This is a genomic window from Lacticaseibacillus suihuaensis (assembly GCF_054785075.1).
On record NZ_BAAGBJ010000007.1, the window covers coordinates 111,316 to 134,079 of the forward strand.

24 protein-coding genes and 1 riboswitch are annotated in these 22,764 nt (G+C 62.1%); of the genes, 18 read left to right on the forward strand and 6 right to left on the reverse strand.

The window, feature by feature from the left end; translation table 11 throughout:
• The first annotated feature begins 50 nt into the window (after positions 1 to 50).
• Positions 51 to 374 (forward strand): bacteriocin immunity protein, encoded by a 324-nt coding sequence (locus tag ACYVRZ_RS07910; protein ID WP_461226085.1) that lies wholly within the window; start codon positions 51 to 53, stop codon positions 372 to 374.
• Between the two features lie 127 nt (positions 375 to 501).
• Here ACYVRZ_RS07910 and ACYVRZ_RS07915 read toward each other — a convergent pair whose 3' ends face one another.
• From ACYVRZ_RS07915 to ACYVRZ_RS07925, 3 genes are all read right to left on the reverse strand, one after another.
• Positions 502 to 1,245 (reverse strand): amino acid ABC transporter ATP-binding protein, encoded by a 744-nt coding sequence (locus ACYVRZ_RS07915; RefSeq protein WP_461226086.1) that lies wholly within the window; start codon positions 1,243 to 1,245, stop codon positions 502 to 504.
• A gap of 14 nt (positions 1,246 to 1,259) precedes the next feature.
• On the reverse strand, positions 1,260 to 2,840 hold the full coding sequence (locus ACYVRZ_RS07920) for an ABC transporter permease subunit (RefSeq protein ID WP_461226087.1): 1,581 nt from the start codon (positions 2,838 to 2,840) through the stop codon (positions 1,260 to 1,262).
• A 106-nt stretch (positions 2,841 to 2,946) separates the two neighbouring features.
• Positions 2,947 to 3,119, reverse strand: a riboswitch (Lysine riboswitch).
• Positions 3,120 to 3,147: 28 nt separating this feature from the next.
• Positions 3,148 to 3,444: a hypothetical protein gene (locus ACYVRZ_RS07925; protein ID WP_461226088.1), complete on the reverse strand. Its 297-nt coding sequence runs from the start codon at positions 3,442 to 3,444 to the stop codon at positions 3,148 to 3,150.
• A gap of 309 nt (positions 3,445 to 3,753) precedes the next feature.
• On the opposite strand from ACYVRZ_RS07925, the gene ACYVRZ_RS07930 reads away from it, so the two are divergent.
• The 16 genes from ACYVRZ_RS07930 (at position 3,754) to ACYVRZ_RS08005 (ending at position 18,114) form a co-directional block, all read left to right on the forward strand.
• A complete protein-coding gene (locus tag ACYVRZ_RS07930) occupies positions 3,754 to 4,728 on the forward strand; it encodes a mannose/fructose/sorbose PTS transporter subunit IIA (protein ID WP_461226089.1) in 975 nt (324 codons plus the stop codon).
• Positions 4,729 to 4,767: 39 nt separating this feature from the next.
• A complete protein-coding gene (locus ACYVRZ_RS07935) occupies positions 4,768 to 5,586 on the forward strand; it encodes a PTS mannose/fructose/sorbose transporter subunit IIC (RefSeq protein WP_262315264.1) in 819 nt (272 codons plus the stop codon).
• Positions 5,587 to 5,603: 17 nt separating this feature from the next.
• The gene (locus ACYVRZ_RS07940) at positions 5,604 to 6,515 is read left to right on the forward strand and encodes a PTS system mannose/fructose/sorbose family transporter subunit IID (RefSeq protein ID WP_461226090.1); all 912 of its coding nucleotides are present in this window, start codon (positions 5,604 to 5,606) and stop codon (positions 6,513 to 6,515) included.
• A 162-nt stretch (positions 6,516 to 6,677) separates the two neighbouring features.
• Positions 6,678 to 7,250: a hypothetical protein gene (locus tag ACYVRZ_RS07945; RefSeq protein WP_461226091.1), complete on the forward strand. Its 573-nt coding sequence runs from the start codon at positions 6,678 to 6,680 to the stop codon at positions 7,248 to 7,250.
• A 12-nt stretch (positions 7,251 to 7,262) separates the two neighbouring features.
• Positions 7,263 to 7,685: a DUF956 family protein gene (locus ACYVRZ_RS07950; protein WP_262315261.1), complete on the forward strand. Its 423-nt coding sequence runs from the start codon at positions 7,263 to 7,265 to the stop codon at positions 7,683 to 7,685.
• Positions 7,686 to 7,872: 187 nt separating this feature from the next.
• Positions 7,873 to 8,046 carry a hypothetical protein gene (locus ACYVRZ_RS07955; protein WP_461226092.1) on the forward strand — a complete coding sequence of 58 codons (174 nt, stop codon included), beginning with the start codon at positions 7,873 to 7,875 and terminating at the stop codon, positions 8,044 to 8,046.
• On the forward strand, positions 8,033 to 8,578 hold the full coding sequence (locus ACYVRZ_RS07960; RefSeq protein ID WP_461226093.1) for a hypothetical protein: 546 nt from the start codon (positions 8,033 to 8,035) through the stop codon (positions 8,576 to 8,578). Before ACYVRZ_RS07955 ends, ACYVRZ_RS07960 begins: the two co-directional genes overlap by 14 nt.
• A gap of 193 nt (positions 8,579 to 8,771) precedes the next feature.
• Positions 8,772 to 9,449, forward strand: a complete 678-nt coding sequence (locus tag ACYVRZ_RS07965; protein WP_461226094.1) for a response regulator transcription factor — start codon at positions 8,772 to 8,774, stop codon at positions 9,447 to 9,449.
• Positions 9,442 to 10,902, forward strand: a complete 1,461-nt coding sequence (locus ACYVRZ_RS07970; RefSeq protein ID WP_461226095.1) for a sensor histidine kinase — start codon at positions 9,442 to 9,444, stop codon at positions 10,900 to 10,902. The genes ACYVRZ_RS07965 and ACYVRZ_RS07970 overlap by 8 nt, the downstream gene beginning before the upstream one ends.
• Before the next feature lie 257 nt (positions 10,903 to 11,159).
• Positions 11,160 to 11,306 carry a teichoic acid D-Ala incorporation-associated protein DltX gene (locus ACYVRZ_RS07975; protein WP_420844666.1) on the forward strand — a complete coding sequence of 49 codons (147 nt, stop codon included), beginning with the start codon at positions 11,160 to 11,162 and terminating at the stop codon, positions 11,304 to 11,306.
• A gap of 13 nt (positions 11,307 to 11,319) precedes the next feature.
• Positions 11,320 to 12,828, forward strand: a complete 1,509-nt coding sequence (gene dltA, locus ACYVRZ_RS07980; protein ID WP_461226096.1) for a D-alanine--poly(phosphoribitol) ligase subunit DltA — start codon at positions 11,320 to 11,322, stop codon at positions 12,826 to 12,828.
• Positions 12,825 to 14,024 carry a D-alanyl-lipoteichoic acid biosynthesis protein DltB gene (gene dltB / locus ACYVRZ_RS07985; RefSeq protein ID WP_461226097.1) on the forward strand — a complete coding sequence of 400 codons (1,200 nt, stop codon included), beginning with the start codon at positions 12,825 to 12,827 and terminating at the stop codon, positions 14,022 to 14,024. The genes dltA and dltB overlap by 4 nt, the downstream gene beginning before the upstream one ends.
• A 484-nt stretch (positions 14,025 to 14,508) precedes the next feature.
• Positions 14,509 to 14,742: a D-alanine--poly(phosphoribitol) ligase subunit DltC gene (dltC, locus tag ACYVRZ_RS07990; protein ID WP_461226098.1), complete on the forward strand. Its 234-nt coding sequence runs from the start codon at positions 14,509 to 14,511 to the stop codon at positions 14,740 to 14,742.
• Positions 14,739 to 15,992, forward strand: coding sequence for a D-alanyl-lipoteichoic acid biosynthesis protein DltD (gene dltD / locus ACYVRZ_RS07995; RefSeq protein WP_461226099.1), 1,254 nt, complete (start codon positions 14,739 to 14,741; stop codon positions 15,990 to 15,992). Before dltC ends, dltD begins: the two co-directional genes overlap by 4 nt.
• 99 nt (positions 15,993 to 16,091) lie before the next feature.
• On the forward strand, positions 16,092 to 17,414 hold the full coding sequence (locus ACYVRZ_RS08000) for a serine hydrolase domain-containing protein (RefSeq protein WP_461226100.1): 1,323 nt from the start codon (positions 16,092 to 16,094) through the stop codon (positions 17,412 to 17,414).
• 304 nt (positions 17,415 to 17,718) lie between these two features.
• On the forward strand, positions 17,719 to 18,114 hold the full coding sequence (locus tag ACYVRZ_RS08005; RefSeq protein ID WP_461226101.1) for a hypothetical protein: 396 nt from the start codon (positions 17,719 to 17,721) through the stop codon (positions 18,112 to 18,114).
• Between the two features lie 54 nt (positions 18,115 to 18,168).
• On the opposite strand, the gene ACYVRZ_RS08010 is transcribed toward ACYVRZ_RS08005, so the two are convergent.
• Positions 18,169 to 19,314, reverse strand: a complete 1,146-nt coding sequence (locus ACYVRZ_RS08010) for a GGDEF domain-containing protein (RefSeq protein WP_461226102.1) — start codon at positions 19,312 to 19,314, stop codon at positions 18,169 to 18,171.
• Between the two features lie 140 nt (positions 19,315 to 19,454).
• Here ACYVRZ_RS08010 and ACYVRZ_RS08015 point away from each other — a divergent pair, with 140 nt between their 5' ends.
• Complete coding sequence (locus ACYVRZ_RS08015; protein WP_461226103.1) at positions 19,455 to 20,036, forward strand: DUF805 domain-containing protein; 582 nt, start codon at positions 19,455 to 19,457, stop codon at positions 20,034 to 20,036.
• Between the two features lie 81 nt (positions 20,037 to 20,117).
• On the opposite strand, the gene argH is transcribed toward ACYVRZ_RS08015, so the two are convergent.
• Both argH and ACYVRZ_RS08025 read right to left on the reverse strand, forming a co-directional pair.
• Positions 20,118 to 21,503, reverse strand: a complete 1,386-nt coding sequence (argH, locus tag ACYVRZ_RS08020; protein WP_461226104.1) for an argininosuccinate lyase — start codon at positions 21,501 to 21,503, stop codon at positions 20,118 to 20,120.
• A complete protein-coding gene (locus ACYVRZ_RS08025; RefSeq protein ID WP_461226105.1) occupies positions 21,503 to 22,714 on the reverse strand; it encodes an argininosuccinate synthase in 1,212 nt (403 codons plus the stop codon). Before ACYVRZ_RS08025 ends, argH begins: the two co-directional genes overlap by 1 nt.
• Positions 22,715 to 22,764: the final 50 nt, after the last annotated feature.

Here is a 22,764-nt window from a genome sequence, read left to right on the forward strand (position 1 = left end):
TTGTGTCGCCGCCCGACCAGGCGTAGACTCGTTGCATTGGAGGGGATTGCATGACAGAAGACGCACAAGCATTGTTCGACCTGGTCGACGCGGCCTACGCGGAGCGGTTCGCAAGCGAGCTGGATCAGCGCTACCACGAGGTTTTGCTGACCGCGGCCAAGGCGCTGCAAGCCGACGCCGACCTGGAGACGACGCGGCTGGCGCTTTACACGGCGCTGTACCACCTGCCGTATTTTCGGCCGATGACGCTGCCGCCAGCCGGCCGCAGGCTTTACGGGGCCTTGCACGACCACTACCGCGATTACGACGCGGCCCAGCTGCGCCGGGCGGCCCTCGGGTACGGGCTGATCGTGGCCAGTGGGACGTGGCTGTGAACCCGTTATAATAGAACAAAAACGGCGGCTCATCCTTCCCGATAATGGGAGGGGTGAGCCGCCGTTTGCGGCCGGCCAAGGCTTTTGGGTGCCGGCCAGAGGCGGTGAATCGCACAGGCTTTGGGGCTTAGGCGCGATTGAGATATCTTTTGAGGAATTCCTGGGTGCGAGCTTCCTGCGGGTGGTCGAAGAGCTGTTCCGGGGTGCCGCTTTCGGCGATCACGCCCTGGTCCATGAAGACGACGCGGTCGGAGACGTCACGGGCGAATTCCATTTCGTGGGTGACGACGATCATGGTCAGGCCGGTGGTGGCCAGGGCCTTCATCGCGTTCAGGACGTCGTCGACCATTTCCGGGTCAAGCGCGGAGGTCGGCTCGTCGAACAGCAGGACTTCCGGGTCCATGGCGACGGCCCGGGCGATCGCGACGCGCTGCTTTTGGCCGCCGGACAGCTGGTCGGGCTTGGCGTTGACGAAGGGGTCCATGCCGACTTGGTGCAGCAGCTCCAGCGCGTGTTCCTTGGCGGCCGCCGCGTTGCGGTTGAGCACGGTCATCTGCGGGGTCACCACGTTTTGCAGCACGGTCAGGTTGTTGAACAGGTTGAAGCTTTGGAAAACCATCCCGACCTTGGCGCGGTAATGCGCCAGGTCGAAGTTCTTCTCCAGGATGCTGGCGCCGTGGAACTTGATGTCGCCGGCGGTCGGCTCCTCGAGTAGGTTGATGTTGCGCAGCAGGGTCGACTTCCCGGAGCCGGAGCGGCCGATGATGGAAACGACTTCGCCTTGCGCGACGTCGAAGTTGATGTCGGTCAGCACCACGTGGTCGCCAAAGACCTTCTTGAGGTTTTGGACTTCAATGATGGATTCTGTCATAGTCTTGTTCCTCCTTAGTTGTTGGTCTTGGGTGTTTCCACCTGCATCTGGTTGTTCATCACGTTGTAGTTCTTCGGGCCGTCGATGCGCTTTTCAATCAGGCGGAACAGGCGCGAAATCGTGAAGGTCAAGATCAGGTAGATGCCGCAGACGATCAGGTAGGTGTGGAAGAACTGGAAGTTTTGACCGGCGACGGTTTCGGAGGTGAAGAACAGCTCGGATACCGAGATGACGGACAGCACTGAGGTGTCCTTGATGTTGACGATGAACTCGTTGGTCACGGCCGGCAGGGAGTTGCGGATCGCCTGAGGCAAAATGACCTTGAGCATGGTCTGCAGGTGCGTGAAGCCCAGGGCGTGAGCGGCCTCGAACTGGCCGGCATCCACGGAGATGATGCCGCCGCGGATGATTTCGGAGATGTAGGCCCCGGTGTTGATCGAGACGATGACCAAGGCGGCCGCCGTCTTGTCCATGTTGAGCCCGAAGGCCTGGGCGGCGCCGTAGTAAAGCACGGCGGCCTGGACGATCATTGGGGTGCCACGGAACACTTCAATGTAAACAGCCAACAGCCAGTTGATGAACCACTGCAGGCCGCGCTTGCCCTTGGTCTTCGGCGCCGGAATGGTGCGAATGATGCCGACGAGCAGGCCGATGACGAAGCCGACGATGGTGCCGATCAGAGAAATCAGAAGGGTCATGCCGGTCCCCCGCAGAAGCATCGGGCCGTACTGCTTGAGGATGCTGATGAACCAGTTGCCCTCGCTTGCCGTCGACGGCTGGTTGGCAACGGCCTCGGTCATCAGCTGATCGCGCTGCTTGGTGGAAATTTTGGCCAGGGCGGCGTTGATTTTGGCCTTGTCCGGGTCGTTCTTGCGTAGCCCGATGGCCAGGTCGACGTCTTCGGGGTTGGTCTTGAAGCCGTTGGCCTTGCTGAAGCGCAGGTAGGTGAGGTTCGGGTTGGCGGCCTCGGCCGTGATCCCTTCCGGCACCTCGGAGACGTAGCCGTCGATGGTGCCGGACTCAAGCGCCACGCGCATGGCCGGGAAGTTGTTCATCGCGCCTTCCTTGATTGCGCCCTTCAGCTGGCTGATCGCCTGGTAGTGGAAGGTGGAAAGCTGCGCGGTGATTTTGGCACCCTTGAAGTCCTTGATGCTGGTCGCCTTGGCGTACTTGCTGTCGCGGCGAACCACGACGGTCAGCTTGGAGGCGTAGTAGGTGCTGCTAAAATCGATGGTCTTGCGCCGCTCCGGGGTCGGTGACATGCCGGCGATGATCGCGTCGATCTTGCCGGAGGTCAAAGCAGGCGGCAGGCCGTCCCAAGACGTCTTGACCACGATGACCTTTTTGCCCAAGGCCTTGGCGACCTTCTTGGCCATCTGCACGTCGTAGCCGTTGGCGTAGTCGCTGGAGCCTTGAATCTTGACGGCGCCGTTCGCGCTGGTGCTTTGCGTCCAGTTGAACGGGGCGTAACCGGCCTCCATGCCGACCTTCAGGGTGCCACCGGCGGCTTGGACGGGTTGGGTCTGGGCAGCCAGGCCCAGGCCGACGGCGAGGGCGAACCCTGCGCCGATAATGGCGGAAAACAACTTCTTCATAAGACATTCTCCCTTCGTGTTTGGTCACTCGGGAAATAGAGAACTAAAAAACGTTGGCCTTTGTTTGCGATAAACAAAGGCCAACGTGGATTTCTGCATAATTCGCAAGAATCATAGCGCTCCGAAGCAATCGCTTCGACAGTCCAGCGGCTTTCGCCCACTGTCCCAACCCGCCAAGCGCCTAATCGCTTGGTGAGTTTCGGCGGGGGTGCTTACGGCTGACTCATCGGGTTAGGCCCTCATCAGCTGTCGTCACCACCCGCGACCTCTATTTCTTGGTGGTTTATTTAAATGTCTGACCATGAGTCTAGGTGACTTCCCCGGGATTGTCAAGCGCGGTTGCAGAAAAACTTCGCTCGGGGCAGCCGCCAGGGGCCGGAATGCAGTAGGCTTCAGTCTGCGGTTGATTCGCGGTCAAAATGCAGTATGTTTCATTATGCGGCTGATTCGCGGTCAAAATGAAGTATGTTTCATTCTGCGGCCCTTTCACGCCCAAAATGAAGTATGTTTCATTCTGCAGCGCTTGCATCACCCTGGCCGTCTGGTCGCCTTGGCTCGCTCGCGTCGGCCCAAGAATTTTTGCGCAAGCGGTTTCTTGCGTCAACCATCTCCCGGTGTGGGTTTACGTAAAGAAAACTTCGAGAAAGCGCTATATCAATTCGACCATCCCACTTTTGGACGAGAATGGCTCAAAACTGGCAGATTACAGTTCGATGAATTGAACCGGTGAAATCGCGGTGGTATAGTCCTTTCATGAAAACGGTAAATATTATTAGTCAAAATGATTGCAAAAGCCCAGAAACCTTGTCATACTAGCTTCTGGGAGTTTTTGCGCTCGTCATCAACGGCGCGTTGGACCGTTAATGACAGCGCTCACTAAACTCACACAAATTTTATTAGGAGGCGACAAACAATGGTCGGAATCATTCTTGCCAGTCACGGGCAATTCGCCGCTGGCATTAAGCAATCCGGTTCGATGATTTTCGGTGAGCAAGAAAAAGTTGAAGTTGTGACGTTCATGCCCAACGAAGGTCCGGAAGACCTGAAAGCACACCTTGAAGAAGCCATTGCAAAGTTCGATCCGGAAGATGAAGTATTGTTCCTTGTGGACCTTTGGGGCGGCTCACCATTCAACCAGTCTAACGGGTTGTATGAAGCACACAAAGACAAGTGGGCGATCGTTACCGGGTTGAACCTGCCAATGTTGATCGAGGCTTACGGGTCTCGTCTGTCCATGACTTCCGCGCATGACATCGCGGCTCACCTGGTTGACGCCGGGCGTGAGGGTGTTCGCATCAAGCCGGAAGAGCTGGAACCCAAGGCCGCTGAACCCGCTGCTGCGGCACCGGCCGCTGCCAAGGGCGGCAAGCCGGGCAAGCTTGAGTACGTGCTGGCGCGAATCGACTCGCGGCTTTTGCACGGCCAAGTGGCGACGGCCTGGTCCAAGGACGTTAAGCCGACGCGCATCATCGTCGTTTCCGACGACGTTGCGCGTGACAAGCTGCGCAAGCAACTGATCACCGATGCGGCGCCGGGCGGTGTCCGGGCGCATGTCATTCCGGTGGATCAGATGATCAAAATCGCCAAGGACGACAAGCACTTCGGCGGTGAACGGGCCCTGCTGCTGTTCGAAACCCCGCAGGACGCGCTTCGTGCCGTCGACGGTGGGGTGCCGCTGAAGACCATCAACGTGGGCTCCATGGCGCATTCCGCCGGCAAGGTGCAGCCGAACAAGGTCTTGGCGTTCAACCAAGACGACATCGACACGTTCGGCGAGCTGAAGGCCAAGGGCATCAGCTTCGATGTTCGCAAGGTCCCAACCGACTCTGGCGACAACATGGACGCGATTCTCAAGAAGGCCCAAGACGCCTTGAACGCGGCCAAATAAATCTGACATTTTTAACCGGGAAAAAAGGAGGACACTCACATGTCTTTGAACTTCATTCAAATCATCCTAGTCCTCATCGTGTCGTTCTTGGCTGGGGTCGAAGGGATTCTTGATGAATTCGAATTCCACCAGCCAATCGTTGCGTGCACGTTGATCGGCTTAGTGACCGGCCAGCTCGTGCCTTGCCTGATTCTGGGCGGGACCTTGCAGATGATCGCCTTAGGTTGGGCGAACATCGGCGCCGCGGTCGCACCAGACGCTGCCTTGGCAGCCGTTGCTTCAGCTATTATTCTCGTACTGGGCGGCCAGGGGACCGACGGCGTTAAGTCCGCGATCGCCATGGCCGTGCCGCTGGCCGTTGCCGGCCTGCTTTTGACGACCTTCGTCCGCACCCTGGCAACTGGTATCGCCCACATCATGGATAAGGCCGCCGAGGAAGGCAGCTTTGCCAAAATCGACCTGTGGCAGATGATCGCCATCTGCCTGCAGGGCCTGCGTATCGCCATTCCGGCCGGCTTCATCCTGGCCGTCGGCTCCAAGCCCGTGAAGTCTTTGCTTGACGCGATGCCATCCTGGCTGGTTGACGGCCTGGGCATCGGTGGTGGCATGGTCGTGGCCGTGGGTTACGCCATGGTTATCAACATGATGGCCACCGCCGAAGTATGGCCATTCTTCGCCATCGGCTTCGTGCTGGCGACCGTTCAATCGATCACGCTGATCGGCCTGGGTGCCATCGGCGTCGGCCTCGCCCTGATCTACCTGAACCTGTCCAAGATGGGCGGCTCCGGCAGCAGCAACGGCGGGTCCAGCAACAGCGGTACCGGTGACCCAGTCGGCGATATCATCGACAATTACTAACAAGGAGGTTGGCGAAAATGGCAGATAAAATTACGTTAACGACCAAAGATCGTTGGGCCGTATGCTGGCGTTCCACCTTCTTGCAAGGGTCTTGGAACTACGAGCGTATGCAAAACGGCGGCTGGGCCTACTCTTTGATCCCAGCCCTCAAGAAGCTTTACACCACCAAGGAAGACCGCGTGGCTGCGCTGAAGCGCCACTTGGAATTCTTCAACACCCACCCGTACCTGGCTTCCCCAGTTATCGGCGTGACGCTCGCCCTTGAAGAAGAGCGGGCCAATGGGGCGCCGATCGACGACGTCACCATCCAGGGTGTTAAGATCGGGATGATGGGCCCGCTGGCCGGTGTCGGCGACCCAGTCTTCTGGTTCACCGTTCGCCCAATCCTCGGCGCCTTGGGTGCGTCCATGGCGATGGGCGGCTCGATTCTCGGCCCAATCATCTTCTTCGTGGCCTGGAACATCATCCGCATCGCCTTCCTGTGGTACACGCAGGAATTCGGCTACCGTGCCGGTTCCAAGATTGCCGATGACCTGTCCGGGACCTTGCTTCAGGACGTGACCAAGGGCGCTTCCATCCTCGGGATGTTCATCCTGGGTGCCTTGGTTAACCGCTGGGTCTCCGTCAAGTTCACGCCGCAGGTTTCCGACGTTAAGCTGGACAAAGGCGCATACATCGACTGGAACGCGCTGCCTGCCGGGGCCAAGGGGATTCAAAAAGCCCTGCAGGACCAAGCAGCCGGCCTGTCCTTGACCAACCACAAGATCACGACGCTGCAGAACAACTTGGACAGCCTGATTCCAGGCCTGGCCGCGGTTCTTCTGACCTTCCTGTGCATGTGGTTGCTCAAGAAGAAGGTTTCGCCGATCGTCATCATTCTGGGACTCTTCGTCTTCGGGATTCTGATGCACCTGGCCAACCTGATGTAGCACGTCACGGCGGCCGTCCTTCACGCGAAGGACGGCCGTTTTTGTTTCGGGATCCGCGCGACGCCACCCAAGAATTGCGACGCAACCCGGGAAATCCGCTTGTGGCCCGTTGCCTTTTGGCTGGCGCTTCGCTACAGTTAAGGGGACAAGGAGGCGGTTGCAGTGGGGCAAGACACTGGCGAGATTCACGTGCCGGACAACTGGGAGCGGTCGCCGCTGCCGCCGGCGCGGCTGGCCAAGCCGGTGCGGTGGCGGCGGGTGTGGCTGATCGTCTTGGCCGTGGCGGTGGCGCTTGGCGCCTGGGCCTGGCACGGGCTGCGCCACGACCCGGCACAGGAGCTGACCCGACCCGACACCCACTGGTTCGTGTTCGATCAGGCGGCGTTGATTCAGCCCTCCACCGCTTTTGAGAAAAGCATCACGGATCGCCTGTTCGACCCCAAGGACCCGGCCAAAAGCAGCACGGCTCGCGCCAGCATTCGCCTGGCCAAGAACCACACCGGCCGCCTGGTCGAGGCCAAGGCGACGACGCGCTTCACCTGGCGCAAGGTCCAGTCGCACCTGGTCGTGACGCTGCCCGATCCAGACGGGGGTACCCACAACGAAACCTGGTACCTCGCCTGGGTCGAAAACAAGCTGGCGGATCAAAAATACGCCGGCTACAGCGTTCGGCTGCACCCGGACGGCGCCAACCTGTTCTACCTGCTTCACCAGAAAAACGGTTTATTCAAGTAAAGGATGGAGACAATGGTCGAATCACTGAATACGAAAGTCGAGCTGGTTGTCGACGGCACCTCGTTCATGGGGCTGCCGGCTTACGGCAAAATCATGGTCGGCGACCGCGGGTTCGAGTTTTACGATTCCCGCAACCCGAAGAATTACATGCAGTTTCCCTGGAAGGAAGTCGACCACGTCGCCGTGTCCGTGATGTTCGGTGGTAAGTGGCTGCCGCGTTACGCCTTGGTGACGCGCAAAAGCGGTACCTACACCTTCTCCTCGCACGACCCCAAGGCGGTGCTGCGAGCGGTTCGCGAGCATATTCCGGCCGACCGCATCCGCAAGTCTCTGACCTTCTGGCAGGTGCTGCGAAGCGGCGGCAAGAACCTGTTTCACAAGGAATCTTGGATCAACCTGTTTCAGAGCATGAAGCCGCGGTCGCGGCGCAAGTAAGCCGTTGGGCCCATCCGTCGCCGGATGGGCTATTTGAATACGGCGGGATGAGTTGCCTTCTTGCCACGGTCGCGATGGTTAAAATCCCGGTGTGAAGGGCCTGATGGGGACGTTCAGGGGCCTTGGTTGACGGTAGCGCGATCGCCGTGATAGACTCGGACCAATCTAAGTCTAGGAGGGGTTCCCGATGGCAACAATTGAGCATAAACACCGCGTGTTGGAGCTGAATGCGGATGATTACAAGTTGTTTAAGGCGCGAGCTCGCGGCGAGGTGTCGGCCAAGCGACGGCGCGAACTTCGGGAAGCAGGGACGGCGCTGCGCGGCCTGAAGCCGTATCGATTGGACGATGACAAGCGGTGACCCGCGTTTCTCCCACATTCTGAAGGTGGCGGCGAAGCCGAATTTTGATCAGTTGGCGGCCGACTTTTCAACCGGCAACGCTGACGTCGATCGATTCCTCAGAGACGATGCGATCAGGAGTGAACACATCGCCAACACTTTTGTTTTGTGGTGGCCGGACGCGATTATCGGCTATTTCACGCTGCAAAACGACGCAACCGCGATTTCTCGCAAGTACCGCAAGGATCACCATTTTCTGCGCGGCGGCATCACGGACTACCCTGCCGTCTTAATCAGTTTTTTAGGGATCGATTTGAGATTTCAGAACGCAGCGTTTGGGCGTCAGTTGCTGCTGACGGCGATGACCATGGCCTACGAGCAGCGTCACGCCCTTGGTGCTTTCACGATTCTATCCGTTGAGGCCGTGCCCAGTAGCATTGCGTTTTACGCACAATTTCGGTTTCGTCAGTACGGCAGACCCAATGGGCAGACCAACAAGTTTCTCGGCATCACACTCGCCGAGATTGGCGAATTTTTGGCCGGGGTCGCGTAACCTGCGGCGCAAGTCAGCCACGTGCGGTCGCTGGACCGCGCGTTTTTTGCGCTGTTTTCTGTAACCGGCCCCATGCCCGGCCGTTGCGTGATGCCGGCGGCTCGCGGCCGGGTGGGTGACAGAACTGTTATGACTGCTGCCGCGGTGCCTGTGGTATTCTGAAAGCAGAATAGGTGAAGACTAGGGAGAAACGATGACGCAGACGATTTTGTTGGTGGAAGACGAGGAGAGCCTGAGCACGTACCTGTGCTCGGAGCTGAAGTTCGAGGAGTACCGGGTGCTGTTGGCAACGGACGGCCAGGCGGCCTGGGAGCTTTTTCAGCAAAAAGGGGCGAGCATCGATCTGATCTTGCTGGACTGGATGCTGCCCAAACTCGACGGCCTCGAGGTGATGCGGCGGATTCGCAAGACCTCGCAGGTGCCGATCATGATGATGACCGCCCGGGATTACGTCGGCGACAAGGTGGCGGGGCTGGACAACGGCGCCGACGACTACCTGACCAAGCCCTTCGAAATCGAGGAGCTGCTGGCCCGGCTGCGGGTGCTGCTGCGCCGCCACGCCAAGCAGGTGCCGACGACCTACCAGGTGGCCGATCTGACGCTGGACGTCAAGGCCCGGCAGGTTCACCGCGGGACCCAGCTGGCCCAGCTGACCCAGCGCGAGTACGACCTGCTGCTGGTGCTGATGCAACACGCCGGGGCCGCGATGAGCCGCGACGAGCTGCTCGACGCGGTGTGGGGGACGGAATTCGACGGCCAGGTCAACATCGTCGACGTCTATGTCCGCTACCTGCGCCAAAAGCTCGGTAGCCCGAACCTGATCCACACGGTGCGAGGCGTCGGCTACGCGCTTCAGGCGGCCAATGCGTAAGCGCGGCGGCACGGCAACCGAGGACGGCACGGCAACCGGGCGCGGCGCCGGCCGGCCGCTCGAATCGGCACCGGCACCGCGTCGCGAGCGGCGGCCGGTGACCTACGCCCGGCGCATCACCCGGACCTACGTGATTTTGCTCACGATTGTGGTCACCGTGATCGGTATCGTCAGCGTCGGCGTGGTGGCCGAGTACCTGATTCGCAGCAAGCAGGACGACTCGGCCCAGCTGATGGGCGACCTGCAGGACTCGTTCAAGAACAACCGGCCGGACTGGGACGCCTGGTTCTCGTCCAGCTACCGCACCCACCACGCCTTCGTGCGGGTCAACGTCTCCGGCCGGGGGGTCAACGAGACTTACTACGCCAAGAACACCAAGCGTTTTCTGAAAGACACGCTGATGACCTATCCCCTGATCTCACACGTGCAGTACCAAGAGGACCAGGGCGTCTACTACTACCGCGAGGCGGTGGTGAAAAAGGACGGCATGACCGTCGACTACGAGATCTGGATGAGCCTCAACCGCATGGTGGCACTGGTCAAGCTGCTGCTGGTGATCATTGTCTTCATCACGCTGATCGGCCTGCTCGCCGGGGCCTGGGCGACCTCGGTACTGGCCCGGCACCTCAACCGGCCGCTGGCGGCCCTGACCCAAGCGGCCAAGGGCATCACGGCCAAGGAGAACGCGACGCACCAAGAGGCGCTGCCGGTGGCCAGCGGCCCGGCCGAGGTGCAGGAACTATCCATCGAGTTCAACCGCCTGTTGGCCACGCTGAACGCGCAAGTGCTGCGGGACAACCAGTTCGTTTCCGACGCCTCCCACGAGCTGCGAACGCCGCTGACGGCGATTCGCGGCCACGCGAGCCTGATTCGCCGCCACGGCGACGCGCATCCGGAGATCGTACCGGAGTCCTTGGCGGTGATCGAGGAGGAGTCGCGCAAGATGCAGCGGCTGATCGAGAGCCTCCTGACCCTGTCGCGCATGGATCATGTCCAAGTCGAGCGGGTGCCGCTTGACCTGACGCAGCTGGTCGCAGACGTGTGCGACCGCTACGCCACGGCCCAGCCGCCGGTGGTGGGCCTTGGCCGGTGCCTGTGGATTCTGGCCGACGCCGACTCGGTCACGCACATTCTGCTGTGCCTGTTGAACAACGCGGCCAAGTATGCGCCGGCCGCCCCGGTCACGATCGACGCGGTGAGCGGCGGCGGCCGCGTCGTGCTGCGGGTGGCCGATCACGGCCCCGGCATCCCAGATGCCGCCAAGGCCCAGGTGTTCGACCGCTTCTACCGCGTCGACTCGTCTCGCTCCAAGAAAATCGCCGGCACCGGGCTGGGCCTGGCCATCGCGGCCCGGCTGGCCAGCCTGTCCGGCGCGACGATTGCGGTGGTCGACAACCAGCCGCACGGCAGCGTCTTTGAGGTCAGCTTCGAGGCGGCCGCGATGCCGCGGTGAAGCCAGGCCTAACGCGCCGGTCGCAGGAATCCAATTCCTGCGACCGGCGCGTTTTTTGGCTGCGGCTGGCGTTTGCAGCAAACTTGCCGGCGCCTGACCGGACATGCTGTGTCCGGCAGCTTGCGACCCGCCGCTGCCCGGCACCGCTTTCTGAGAATCCTTAATCTTGTGCTTAGAAACCGTTGAATGCAGCCGGTACCGCTGCTCGGTACACTGGGTTTATCTTCTGACAAACTTGTGGCAAAGGAGGCGGCACCGTGACGCGATTCATGAGTTTTTGGCACCGGCCGCTCGTGGCCTTCATCGCCCGGACGGTTCTGTACACCGCAATCTTGATTGTGCTGGTGTATTTGTACAGCTACCGCGGCGTGGCCGGCGGTCACTTCATCTACAACGAATTCTAAAAAGGGGTGCAGGATGCAACAGACGATTATTCAGGCAATCGATGCGATTGCGATGCGAGAACCCGACCGACCGGCCATCGATGTGCTGGGGCAGGTCAACACATACGGCGAGCTGAAGGCGGCCTCGGACGCAATTGCGGCGGATCTTGCGGTGCGACCGCTGGCGGCCAAGGCACCGATTCTGGTCTACTGCGACCAGAGCTTCGCGGCCATCGCGGCCTTTCTGGGCTGCGTCAAGGCCGGCCACGCCTACATTCCAGTCGACACCCACTCGCCCAACGACCGGCTGACGATGATCGAGGCGATCGCTGAACCGGCGCTGGTGCTCGCCACCACGCCACTGCCGGTCGCCTTGAAAACGCCGACGATGACGCCGACCCAGCTGGCTGCCACCATGGCGGATGGTGCCGCGGCGCCGGCCCCGACGCTTGAGGCCGACGATAACTTTTATATTATTTTCACCTCCGGCACCACCGGCCAGCCCAAGGGCGTTCAGATCAGCCTGGCCAACCTGCAGAGCTTCGTCGATTGGATGGCGAGCTTCAATCTGCCGGAACACGCCAGGGTGCTGGCCCAGGCACCGTTTTCCTTCGACCTGTCCGTGATGTCCCTGTACCCGGCGCTGACCGCCGGCGGCTGCCTGAAGGTGCTGCCCAAGTCAACCACGGCCGACCTGCGCCAGCTGGTGTTGGCCCTGCCGAAGCTGACCGTCGACGTCTGGGTCTCCACCCCCAGCTTCATCGAGATGTGCCTGTTGGATCCGACCTTCGACGCGGCGCATCACCCAGACCTGCGCCAGCTGTACTTCTGCGGCGAGGAGCTGACCCACAAGACGGCCGAACGCCTGCTGGAGCGCTTCCCCGAGGCCGAGCTGTTCAACACTTACGGCCCGACCGAGGCGACGGTGGCGGTGACGGCGGTGCAGATTTCCCGGGAAATACTCGCCAAGTACCCGCGGCTGCCGATCGGTTACGCCAAGCCGGACACCACGCTGCGCCTAATCGCCGACACCGCCCAGCAGGACCAAGGCCGCGTGATCGGCGAGCTGGCCATCGCCGGCCCCAGCGTCTCCAAGGGTTACCTGAACCGGCCGAACAAAACGGCCGCCGTGTTCATCAAGGACCGGGGGCGTCAGGCCTACCGCACCGGCGACCTCGGCTACATCGAAGCCGACGGGCTGATTTTCTACTGCGGCCGGACCGATTTTCAAATCAAGCTCAACGGCTACCGCATCGAGCTGGAGGAGGTCAACCACTTCCTCAACCTCGCGCCGATGATTCGCCAAGGCGTCGCGGTGCCGCGCTACAACCGTGAGCACAAGGTCTCCGCGCTTTTGGCCTACGTCGTGCCGACCGCGGCCGACTTCGACGCCAAGGCGCTGACCGCGGCGATTCACGACCATCTGCAAGGCGTGATGATGGCCTACATGATTCCGTCGCGCTTCGAATTCCGCGACAGCCTGCCGCTGACGCAAAACGGCAAGGTCGCGATCAAGGCCTTGATCCAAGAGGTTAACGCATGAGCCCGCTGGCCCCATACGCCGACCCGCAGTACTTCGCCATCCTGCTGATCGCCTTGATTCCGGTGATCGTCGGGCTGTGGCACGGCCACCGGCTGCGACTGTGGGAAAGCGGCGTCGCGCTAGTGTTCATCGCCTGGATGTTCGCCGGGCCGCACAAGTGGCACGAAGGCGTCGCCCTGATCGCCTACGTGATCTGGCAGCTGGCCCTGACGCAGGGGTTCGCGCGTTACCGGCGCGACCGCAACGCGACTTGGGTCTTCGTGCTGGCGGTGGTCTTAAGCATTGCGCCACTGGCGGCGGTCAAGCTGACGCCGGCCGTGGCGCTGCACCCGTCGCTGTTGGGCTTCATGGGCATCTCGTATCTGACCTTCAAGTCGGTGCAGGTGCTGATGGAGCTGCGCGACGGCACGATGAAAACCGTCGCCCCGGTCGCGTTCCTGCGCTTTTTGCTGTTCCTGCCGACCATCTCAAGCGGTCCGATTGACCGCTTTCGGCGCTTTCAAAAGGATTACGACGCGGTACCCGAACGCGGCGCCTACCTGGAAATGCTGGGCCGGGCCCTGCATCACATCCTGCTCGGCTTCCTGTACAAGTACATCCTGGGCTACGCCTTCGGCACCGTCATGCTGCCGCGGGTCGCCCAGGCGGCGATCGCGGCTCGCGGCACCGGCGCCTTGACCTGGCCGCTGCTCGGCTATATGTACACGTACTCGATGTACCTGTTCTTTGATTTTGCCGGCTACAGCCTGTTCGCCGTCGGCATCAGCCTGGTGATGGGCATCGAGACGCCGGAGAACTTCAACAAGCCGTTTTCCGCCAAGAACATCAAGGACTTCTGGAATCGCTGGCACATGACCCTGTCCTTTTGGTTCCGCGACTTCATCTTCATGCGGGTCACCTTCTTCATCATGAAGCACAAGCTGGTCAAAAACCGCATCCGCGTGTCGCAGGTCGCCTACCTGATCAACTTTCTGATCATGGGCTTTTGGCACGGCGTCACCTGGTATTACATCGTCTACGGCCTGTTCCACGCCGCGGCGATCATCATCAACGACTACTGGCTGCGCTTTAAGAAAAAGCACCGCCAGACGCTGCCCCACAACCGCTGGACCCAGGCCCTGGCCGTCTTCATCACCTTCAACGTGGTCTGCTTCAGCTTCCTGATCTTCTCGGGCTTCCTGGACCAGCTGCTGTAACGCGTGAGCTTAGGGCCGCGGCCTCCGGGGCCCGGGCGGGGCGCCCTGTGCGGCCGGCTTCCGCCCGTTGGGCTCCAGCCTAAAATTTGAGCCGTGTCGCCGCCTACGGCCTCGTACACGTCTCAAATTTTACCGGGATGAGGATTGCGGTTGCCCGCAACCCCCGCGGTCACCCGGAATCCTCATCCTTTCACGGGTCGCCCCGCCCGGGCCCCTGCGGCCGCTACATCGCGGTTGAGAACTACGGAGGTTTGATGCTTCGCGATCACGCAGATGTCTCCCCCCAAAAGAAGCGTGACTGGTAGTACCAACTCATCGAAGACTTTTCACCACGCTATCGTGAACGGAGACCGGCCGCACAGCCCGACCGCCGCGGCCCGGAGCTCGCAGCCGCCAGCACAAGAATCCAGCACCGGAATCCAGCACCAGATTCAGTCACGTCACTGTCACTAAGCACGGCGCCTTGCGCCAAAAGGAGTACAACATGGACATTCAAAAAACCGTCTTCGATATTTTGCAGGACCTGACCGGCACCGACTTCACGGGCAGCCCGGACGAGAACCTTTTTGAAACCGGCATTCTGGACTCGATGGACACCGTGCAGCTGCTGCTGGCGCTGCAAGACCAGCTCGGCATCACCGTGCCGGTGTCCGAGTTCGACCGCAGCGAGTGGGAGACGCCGGCCAAAATCGCGGCCAAGGCGGCCAGCCTGCAATGAAGCGGCGCGTCTGGCAGATTTTCGGCCCGTTGCTGATCGCCGCGGGGCTGACGCTGGCGCTGTTTCTGGCGCCGCTAACCTTCAAGCGCATGAGCCCGGCCGCGGTGCGGTCGGCCTCGGTGGCGATGTCGCCGACGGTGTTGGCCGGGGCCCGGGCCAAGAACCAGGCGCTGGCTCAAGGCGCCGTGCCGTTCTTCGGCTCAAGCGAGCTATCGCGGCTGGACCCGTTCCACCCGTCGGCGCTGGCGGCGCGGTACCACCGCAACTACCGGCCCTTTTTGATCGGGGCCCCTGGCACCCAGTCCTTGACCCAGTTCATCAACGCGCAGACCATGCTGCCGCGGCTGCGGCACAAGAAGGCCGTGTTCATCGTGTCGATGCAGTGGTTCACCCGCCGCGGCGTGATGCGCCAGGCGTTCGATTACTTCTACTCGCCGCTTGAGACGGTGACCTGGGTGCTTCACGCCAAGGACACGGTCGCCGATCGCTACGCGGCTCGGCGGCTGCTGGGCATGCGAGCGGTCAGGAAGGATCGCATGGTCAAAAGTGCCTTGCTGCAGGTGGCGGCCGGCCAGAAGCTGGACCGCCCGATGCGGCTGTTGCTCGAGGCCCGGCTGACTATTCTGCACAACGAGGACGGCCTGTTCTCGCACTTCACGGTCAACCCGCACGAGCGCGAGCTGGCCCGAAGCATTCACCAGCTGCCGGCCGCCGCGACCAACCAGCAATTAGACGCGCTGGCGGCCAAGGTCGGCGCCGCCCACACCACCAACAACGATTTTGGCATCGATGACCACTTCTTCAGCTCGCGGCTGGGGGAGGGGCGGCTGGCCAAAATGCGGGGCAAGCAGCGCAGCTTTGACTACCGCTTCGGCCCGGAGTACAGCGACTTTGAGTTGCTGTTGGCGGCCTTTGCCAAGTACGACATCGACGTTCAGTTCGTGATTCCGCCGATCAACGCCAAATGGGCCAGCTACACCGGCCTGTCGCAGGCCAAGCTGAACCAGGCGGTGGAGAAGCTACGGGTGCAGCTGCAGGGCCAGGGCTTCAACCGGGTGCTGGACCTCAGCCACGACGGCAACAAGCCGTACTTCATGCAGGACACCATCCACATCGGCTGGCGCGGCTGGGTTCGCGTCGACCGCACCGTCGCCCCGTTCCTGGCGGCCAAGCGCCAGCCGGTGCAGTACCACCTGAACTCGCAGTTCTTCACCAAGGACTGGCGCGACACGGTGGTGAGCGGCAACTAGCCACGCCGGTTGAGGTTGAGGCAGTCGGCGCTGCCGCCGCGAGCCTGCGCCTGGTGGGATGGGCGGTATCGTCAAAGGGATTGCTTGGGAGGTTTTTCGATGCACCGACGTGTTGTTCAAATATCTTGGTGGCACCGGGGCCTGATGCTCGCCGCCATTCTGATTGGGGTGTTCGCCTGGGGTTTTTGGCTCGGGCGGGTCAGCACCCCGCAGCAGGCCGAAGTTCGCACCCTGCAGCAGGATGCCAGCAAGAAGAAGGCCACGGTCAAAAAGGCGGCGCCGACCCTGGCCGTCAACACCGACGAAGCGGCGCAGACGGACCTGGACGCGACGCTGTCGAAGCTGGATTTTTCCGGCACCGCGGTGATCATCAAAAACGGCGCGATCGTCGCCTCGCGAGCCAGCGGCCTGGCCGACGCTGCGACGAACCGGCCGAATACCCTGGACACGATGTTTCAGATCGATTCGCTGCAAAAAAGCCTGACCGCCGGCCTGCTGGTCCAGCAGATCAACGCCGGCAAGCTGGCCTTCACCACGCGGCTCGGCCAGTTCTACCAGCGCTTCGCCCAGTCGCCGATCACGGTGGCCGACATGCTGCACATGGCGTCGGGCCTGGCCATCAAGGGGGTGCTGACGCCGACCTACGTCGACGACAGCCAGCTGATCGCGGCCAACCTCGGCGCCTTGGCCGACCGCCCGAACCTGCGCGGCACCTTCGTCTACACGCCGGTCAACTACCTGCTGCTGGCCGGGCTGGGTGAACAGCTCAGCGGCCAGAGCTACGAGGCCCAGTTCAAGCAGCGCTACATCGACGGCCTCAAGCTGACCCACACGCAGATGGCCTACGCGCTGGATCACCGGCTGCCGATCGCCACGGGCTACAAGGACGCGGCCTACAAAACGCCGCAGGCCCCGACCACCGACCGGATGCATGCCGAGCTCGGCACCGGCCAGGTCTACATGTCGGTGACCGATCTGTACCGCACCGAACGGGCCCTGGTCACCGGCCAGCTGACCGGGGCCAGCCGCAACCAGCTCTACCAGCCGGGGTACCGGTACAGCGGCGGGTTTTATATTCACTCGGATTACTACCGCACCAACGGCGTCGGCTACGGCTTCTACGACACCTTCCGCATCACCCCGGACGGCCAAAACGCCGTGGTCTTGTTCAGCAACGTTCAGGACAAGTCGATGCCGGCGCTGGGCGACGCGGTGACCCGGCTGATGCAGCGCTACTGCCTGCCGCAAGCCGGCGCGACCGAGCAGGTGAGCGGCCAGGCGACCAAGCAGGCCGCCGGCACCGCCAAAGGCACCGTGACCGGCGGCACGAAAACCGGCACCAAGACCGGTGGCACCGCGACCGGGCAGACGAGTACCGCAGCCGGACAGGCCAGCACGGCCGCCGCGGCCATCAACCAGTAGCGGCTGGCCGATCGCAGCGGTCGGCGGTCTGTCGCACGGTTGCCGTGTGACCGCCGGCAAGTCGTGTACGGGCAACCGAACCACGGTTTCAGCGCATGCGCCGAACTAGATTCAGACGCTACTTCAACCAGACGGCCGCCGTCCCGTGAGCCAAGGCGCGACTCGCCCCGGACCCTGAACCGGGGCGAACCGCGGCTGGCGGCGGCCGTCACGCAATCATTGCAAGCCGGTGGATGGGGGCATTCACCGCGCGGTGGCCGGGTGGGGTACCCGGCCTTGGGTAAGGAAATATGGGAGGCTGACGATGGCGAACGGACAGGAACATCAAGCAGGCGTCACCGGCTGGCGCCTGGCCAATGGCATCGTGGCGGTGCTGACCGGCCTGGTGCTGGCGGCGGCGCTGGTGCTTGGTACGGGCTGTGGCATCGGGTTGAACCTCGGCGACGGGCAGCTGCCGTTTTACGGCGAGGCGCTGGCGCTGGTGCTGCTCGGTGGCGCGGCGGCGGTTCGGGCTCACGGCCGCGGCTGGGGGCTGCAGGCGCTGTTGACGCTGGCGGTGGTGACGCTGCCGGCGTGTCTGTTCTACCTCGGCCCCGACGCCAACGAGGGGTTCGGTTACTTCATCGTGCCGCTGATGGTCCTGCTGCCGCTGGCGGCTCTGATCATCGGCGTCGGGCTATTCGTTCGCCTACGCAACTGAAAAAAACATCCTCGAGACGCTGGCCTTGGTGGCCGGCAACCCGGGGATGTTTTTTTACGCGTGAATGCGCTTGTGCAGCTCGCCTCGTACGGTCAAGGCGTCGCGGCCGCTGTGCTTGGCCCCGTAGAGGTAGGCGTCGGCCCGGCGGTAGAGGTCCAGGTAGTTCTGGTCGGCGGCCTGGATGCGGTCTTCGCCAAGCGAAATGGTGACGTGAAGCGGCGGCGTGGCGAAGTCGAAGGACAATGCGGCGATGGTGTCGGCGAGGTCGCGGGAGAAGGCCAGGGCCCGGTTGCGGTCGTCGTCGATGGCGAAGAACAAAATGCTGAACTCCTCGCCGCCGGTGCGGTAGGTCTTGGCGTTGAACGCCGAGGCCCGGGTCTTTTGGCGGGTGGTGGTGCCGACGGTGGTCAGCACCGCGTTGCCGGCGAGGTGGCCGTAGCGGTCGTTGATCGCCTTGAAGTGGTCGATGTCGAAGGTGAACAGCGCGTACTGCTCGCCGGTGGCCTGGAACCTGCGGTAGGCCGCCTGCAGGTCGCGGTCGAAGCTTGCGAAGTTGTTCAGCCCGGTCATCGCGTCGACCGCGGCGTCGTGAGCGAGCTTCGCCTCCCGGGCGGCGCGGCGCTGCAGGTAGCGGGTCACGGCCCAAAGCATCAGGTACAACAGCACGAGGTAGCCGAACTGCGGCCCCCAGCCGACGTCGATGCCGCCCAGCTTGATCCAGTTGATGAAGAAGAACGGCAGCGCGAACATCACGCCAAAGCCCATGTACAAGGTGGCACTGGCGGTCAGGATGCGCCGCCCGAGGTAGACGACGGCCAGCATCAGAAGCGTCAGGCCGGTCACGCCGGACCACGCGCCACCGCTCATCCAGATGAACCAGGCGCCGACCATCGCCTCAAGCGTCAGGAGCATCGCCGGTCGGTGCGTCGCCAGCAGCGCGAAGTAGACCGTGATGATCTGGAAGTTCAGGTAAGTCCAGCCGTAGCCGACGGGGTAGTCCTGATTGGCGATGTTGAGAAGCGACGACGCGTGGAAAAAGACCAGGAAGCCGACGGTCAGTAGGATGGTCAACGGCAGCCGCCACCGCCGAACGACGGGGACGGTGGCATCGCGTTCCAGCCACGTGTAGACCCAGATGAAGCAGATCAGAACGATTGCGTTGGTCAAAAACGTGACCGACCGCAACGCGGCAGGCACCATACACTCACCCTCCCCCCAAGACGAATTAGCACATTATACCACTTGTATCGACCGATTAAATTAATCTTACGAGATTTTGAGCGTATAATCGTTGGCAGGGGCGGTGACGCCACGCGACGCATCACACAGGAGGTAACCACATGAAGCAGATTCAGGAAATTCCCGGGCAGGTCGGTATCGGCCGCGCCTACGCAGACTTTTTCAAGGGGCTCATCGAGTTTCGCGGCCGCAGCACCCGGGCCGGGTACTGGTGGGTGCAGCTGTTGGCCTACGCCGTCAACTTCGTGGTGATGATGGCCGTGTCCATGAGCCTGGTCACCCAGGCGCTGAGCCAGTACGGCGACGACGTGACCAAGGCCACTGAGCAGGCGACCAGCCAGATGACGCCGATCATCCTGATCTTGTCTTTGGTCACCACGGTCGTCGAGCTGTCCTTGGTCACGCGGCGCAACCGCGACGTCGGGATCACCGGCCGCGGCACCGCGGTGCTTTTGGTCGTCCAATACGCGCTGGTGGTGCCCAGCTGGATTGCAATGATCCAGGCGCTGGTCGCCGGCACGGCGATGACCGCCAGCAGCAACGGCGTCACCGCCTTTTTGACCCTGGCGCTGTCTCTCTTCCAGTTCGTGCTGAAGCTGTTGCCGACCGACAGCCTGACCACTCGCAGCGACGGCGCCGTCGCGCGGTTCTTCATGCGCTACAAGGCGGATGCGCCGAACTGAGGCGTTGATGAAAAGCAGATTACACGCAAACAGCGTTCGTTCATCACCGAATCGGCGAGGGACGAACGCTGTTTTTGACGGTTACCCGCGAGCGGCCAAAATGGCCTGGGCCCGGGCGACTTCTTGCTTGACGTTGGCGACGGCGGTGCCGCCGAGGCTGACGCGGCGGTTGACCGCGGCTTCGGACGACAGCTCGGCGTAGACGTCTGCCTGGATCTCCGGGGCGGCCTGCTGCAGCGATTCAAGCGGCATGTCCTGTAGGCTGGTACCGGTCTGAATGCCCTTGAGCACCAGCTCGCCGACGATGCCGTGAGCCTTGCGGAACGGGACGCCCTTGGTGGCGAGGTAGTCGGCCAGCTCGGTGGCGTTGCTGAAGTCGGCGACGGTCGCGTCGTGCATGCGCTTCTCGTGGACCGTCAGCGACTCGATCATGCCGGAGAAGATATGCACGGAGCCCAGAATCGTGGTGTAGGCGTCGAACACGGGCTCCTTGTCCTCTTGCATGTCCTTGTTGTAGGCCAAAGGCAGGCCCTTCATCGTGGTCAACAGGCCCATCAAGGCCCCGTAGACGCGGCCGGTTTTACCCCGGGTCAGCTCGGCAAAATCCGCGTTCTTCTTTTGCGGCATGATGGAGGAGCCGGTGGCAAAGGCGTCGGACATCTCGATGTAGTTGAACTCGTAGGTACACCAGAGGATCAGCTCCTCGGCCAGGCGCGACAGGTGTTGCATTAGAATTGCGGCGTTGCTGAGGAATTCCAGGGCGAAGTCGCGGTCGGACACGGCGTCCAGCGAGTTGTGATACACGGCGTCAAAGCCCAGCTGCCCGGCCACGAATTCGCGGTCGATCGGGAAGGTGGTGCCGGCCAGGGCCGCGGCGCCGAGCGGCAGGATGTCCGTGTGCTTTTGGTTGAAGGCGAAGCGTTCGTAGTCGCGCTGGAACATCTCAAAATACGCGAGCAGGTAGTGGCCGTACGTGATCGGCTGGGCGTGTTGCAGGTGGGTGTAGCCGGGCATGATGGTGCCGGCGTGTTCTTCGGCCTTAGCCACCAGCACCTCTTGCAGGCCGGACAGCGCGGTCAAAAGCTCCGGCAGTCGGTGCTTGAGCCACAGGTGAAAGTCCGTGGCGACCTGGTCGTTGCGCGACCGGGCGGTGTGGAGCTTGCCGGCGACCGGGCCGATCAGGTCGGTCAACAGCCGCTCCATGTTCAGGTGGATGTCCTCGTTGGCCACGGTGAAGGTCAGCTCACCGGCCGCAAGTTTGGCCTGTAGCTGGTGCAGCCCGGCCGTGATTGCGTCGGCGTCAGCTTGGGGGATGATGCCTTGCTTGCCCAGCATCGCGACGTGAGCCAGCGAGCCTTCGAGGTCCTCGGCCGCCATCTGCTGGTCGAAGCTAATGGATGCGCCGAACTGGTCGACCCACTGCGCCGCCTTTTGGGTGAAGCGGCCGCCCCAGAGCTTGTCGGTCATTATTGCTCCTCCGAGTGAACGTGGTTGACTTGCTCGAAAACGGTGCCGGGCAAGGTCCACAGCTTGATGAAGCCAGCCGCGGCCTCCTGGTCGAAGGAATCGGCGGCGGTGTAGGTCGCCAGGTTCTCGTCGTACAGCGAGTTGGTGTCGGACTTGCGAGCCACCGCCGTCGCGTTGCCCTTGTACAGCTTCATCTTGACCACGCCGTTGACCACCTGCTGGGTGTGATCGACGAAGGCCATCAAGGCGTCGAACAGCGGGGTGATCCACTTGGCCTCGTAGATCATGGTGGCCAACTGTTGCTCGATCAGCGGCTTGTAATGCGCGACGTCGCGTTCCAAGGTCAGGTTCTCCAGCTCGTGGTGAGCGGCCATAATCACCGCGGCGGCCGGGGCCTCGTAGACCTCGCGGGACTTGATGCCGACCATGCGGTTTTCGATCTTGTCGATGCGGCCGATGCCGTTAGCGCCGGCGATTTGGTTGAGTTTCTTGATCAGGTCGGCCAGGCCGAGCTTTTCGCCGTCGATTGCCACCGGCAGGCCCTTGGCGAAGGTCAGGTCCAGGAAGGTCGCCTGGTCCGGCGCATCTTCTGGGGAGACACTCATGCCCCAGGCGTCGTCCGGCGCCTGGTTCCACGGGTTCTCGAGAATGCCGGCCTCGTTGGCGCGACCCCAGAGGTTGGCGTCGATCGAGTAAGGCGACTTCTTGCCGATTGGCACCGGCACGTTGTGGTCCTTGGCGTAGTCGATTTCCTCCTCACGCGACCAGTGAAAATCGCGGATTGGGTCCTCAATTGCGAGGTTGGGATCCAGCGCGTGAATCGCGGCCTCGAAGCGAACCTGGTCGTTGCCCTTGCCGGTGGAACCATGGGCGATCGCCACGGCGCCGTTGTCATGCGCAATCTTGACCAGGTGCTTGATGATCGGCGGCCGCGACAGGGCGGAGACCAGCGGGTAGTCGCCTTCGTACAAGGCGTTGGCCTTAATCACCGGGGCGACGTACTCGTTCGCGAATTCTTCCTGGGCGTCGATCGCGTAGCTTTCGATGGCGCCGACCTGCAGCGCCTTTTTCTGGATGAAGGCCATGTCGGCGTTGGGTTGGCCGACGTTCAGGCAGACGGCGATGACGTCGTAGCCGCGGTCTTGCAGCCAGGGAATGGCCACGGAGGTGTCGAGGCCGCCGGAGTAAGCGAGTACCAGTTTCTTAGTCATGAGTGAGTTCTCCTTTGAGTTGACGCGCGAGCCGCGTCACGTATTCTTGC

Excerpts from the sequence above, each read along its gene's own strand:
- ACYVRZ_RS07910 (WP_461226085.1), top strand. The coding sequence starts at position 51 with ATGACAGAAGACGCACAAGCATTGTTCGACCTGGTCGACGCGGCCTAC.
- ACYVRZ_RS07915 (WP_461226086.1), bottom strand. The coding sequence starts at position 1,245 with ATGACAGAATCCATCATTGAAGTCCAAAACCTCAAGAAGGTCTTTGGC.
- ACYVRZ_RS07920 (WP_461226087.1), bottom strand. The coding sequence starts at position 2,840 with ATGAAGAAGTTGTTTTCCGCCATTATCGGCGCAGGGTTCGCCCTCGCC.
- ACYVRZ_RS07930 (WP_461226089.1), top strand. The coding sequence starts at position 3,754 with ATGGTCGGAATCATTCTTGCCAGTCACGGGCAATTCGCCGCTGGCATT.
- ACYVRZ_RS07935 (WP_262315264.1), top strand. The coding sequence starts at position 4,768 with ATGTCTTTGAACTTCATTCAAATCATCCTAGTCCTCATCGTGTCGTTC.
- ACYVRZ_RS07940 (WP_461226090.1), top strand. The coding sequence starts at position 5,604 with ATGGCAGATAAAATTACGTTAACGACCAAAGATCGTTGGGCCGTATGC.
- ACYVRZ_RS07950 (WP_262315261.1), top strand. The coding sequence starts at position 7,263 with ATGGTCGAATCACTGAATACGAAAGTCGAGCTGGTTGTCGACGGCACC.
- ACYVRZ_RS07955 (WP_461226092.1), top strand. The coding sequence starts at position 7,873 with ATGGCAACAATTGAGCATAAACACCGCGTGTTGGAGCTGAATGCGGAT.
- ACYVRZ_RS07960 (WP_461226093.1), top strand. The coding sequence starts at position 8,033 with ATGACAAGCGGTGACCCGCGTTTCTCCCACATTCTGAAGGTGGCGGCG.
- ACYVRZ_RS07965 (WP_461226094.1), top strand. The coding sequence starts at position 8,772 with ATGACGCAGACGATTTTGTTGGTGGAAGACGAGGAGAGCCTGAGCACG.
- ACYVRZ_RS07970 (WP_461226095.1), top strand. The coding sequence starts at position 9,442 with ATGCGTAAGCGCGGCGGCACGGCAACCGAGGACGGCACGGCAACCGGG.
- dltA (WP_461226096.1), top strand. The coding sequence starts at position 11,320 with ATGCAACAGACGATTATTCAGGCAATCGATGCGATTGCGATGCGAGAA.
- dltB (WP_461226097.1), top strand. The coding sequence starts at position 12,825 with ATGAGCCCGCTGGCCCCATACGCCGACCCGCAGTACTTCGCCATCCTG.
- dltC (WP_461226098.1), top strand. The coding sequence starts at position 14,509 with ATGGACATTCAAAAAACCGTCTTCGATATTTTGCAGGACCTGACCGGC.
- dltD (WP_461226099.1), top strand. The coding sequence starts at position 14,739 with ATGAAGCGGCGCGTCTGGCAGATTTTCGGCCCGTTGCTGATCGCCGCG.
- ACYVRZ_RS08000 (WP_461226100.1), top strand. The coding sequence starts at position 16,092 with ATGCACCGACGTGTTGTTCAAATATCTTGGTGGCACCGGGGCCTGATG.
- ACYVRZ_RS08005 (WP_461226101.1), top strand. The coding sequence starts at position 17,719 with ATGGCGAACGGACAGGAACATCAAGCAGGCGTCACCGGCTGGCGCCTG.
- ACYVRZ_RS08010 (WP_461226102.1), bottom strand. The coding sequence starts at position 19,314 with ATGGTGCCTGCCGCGTTGCGGTCGGTCACGTTTTTGACCAACGCAATC.
- ACYVRZ_RS08015 (WP_461226103.1), top strand. The coding sequence starts at position 19,455 with ATGAAGCAGATTCAGGAAATTCCCGGGCAGGTCGGTATCGGCCGCGCC.
- argH (WP_461226104.1), bottom strand. The coding sequence starts at position 21,503 with ATGACCGACAAGCTCTGGGGCGGCCGCTTCACCCAAAAGGCGGCGCAG.
- ACYVRZ_RS08025 (WP_461226105.1), bottom strand. The coding sequence starts at position 22,714 with ATGACTAAGAAACTGGTACTCGCTTACTCCGGCGGCCTCGACACCTCC.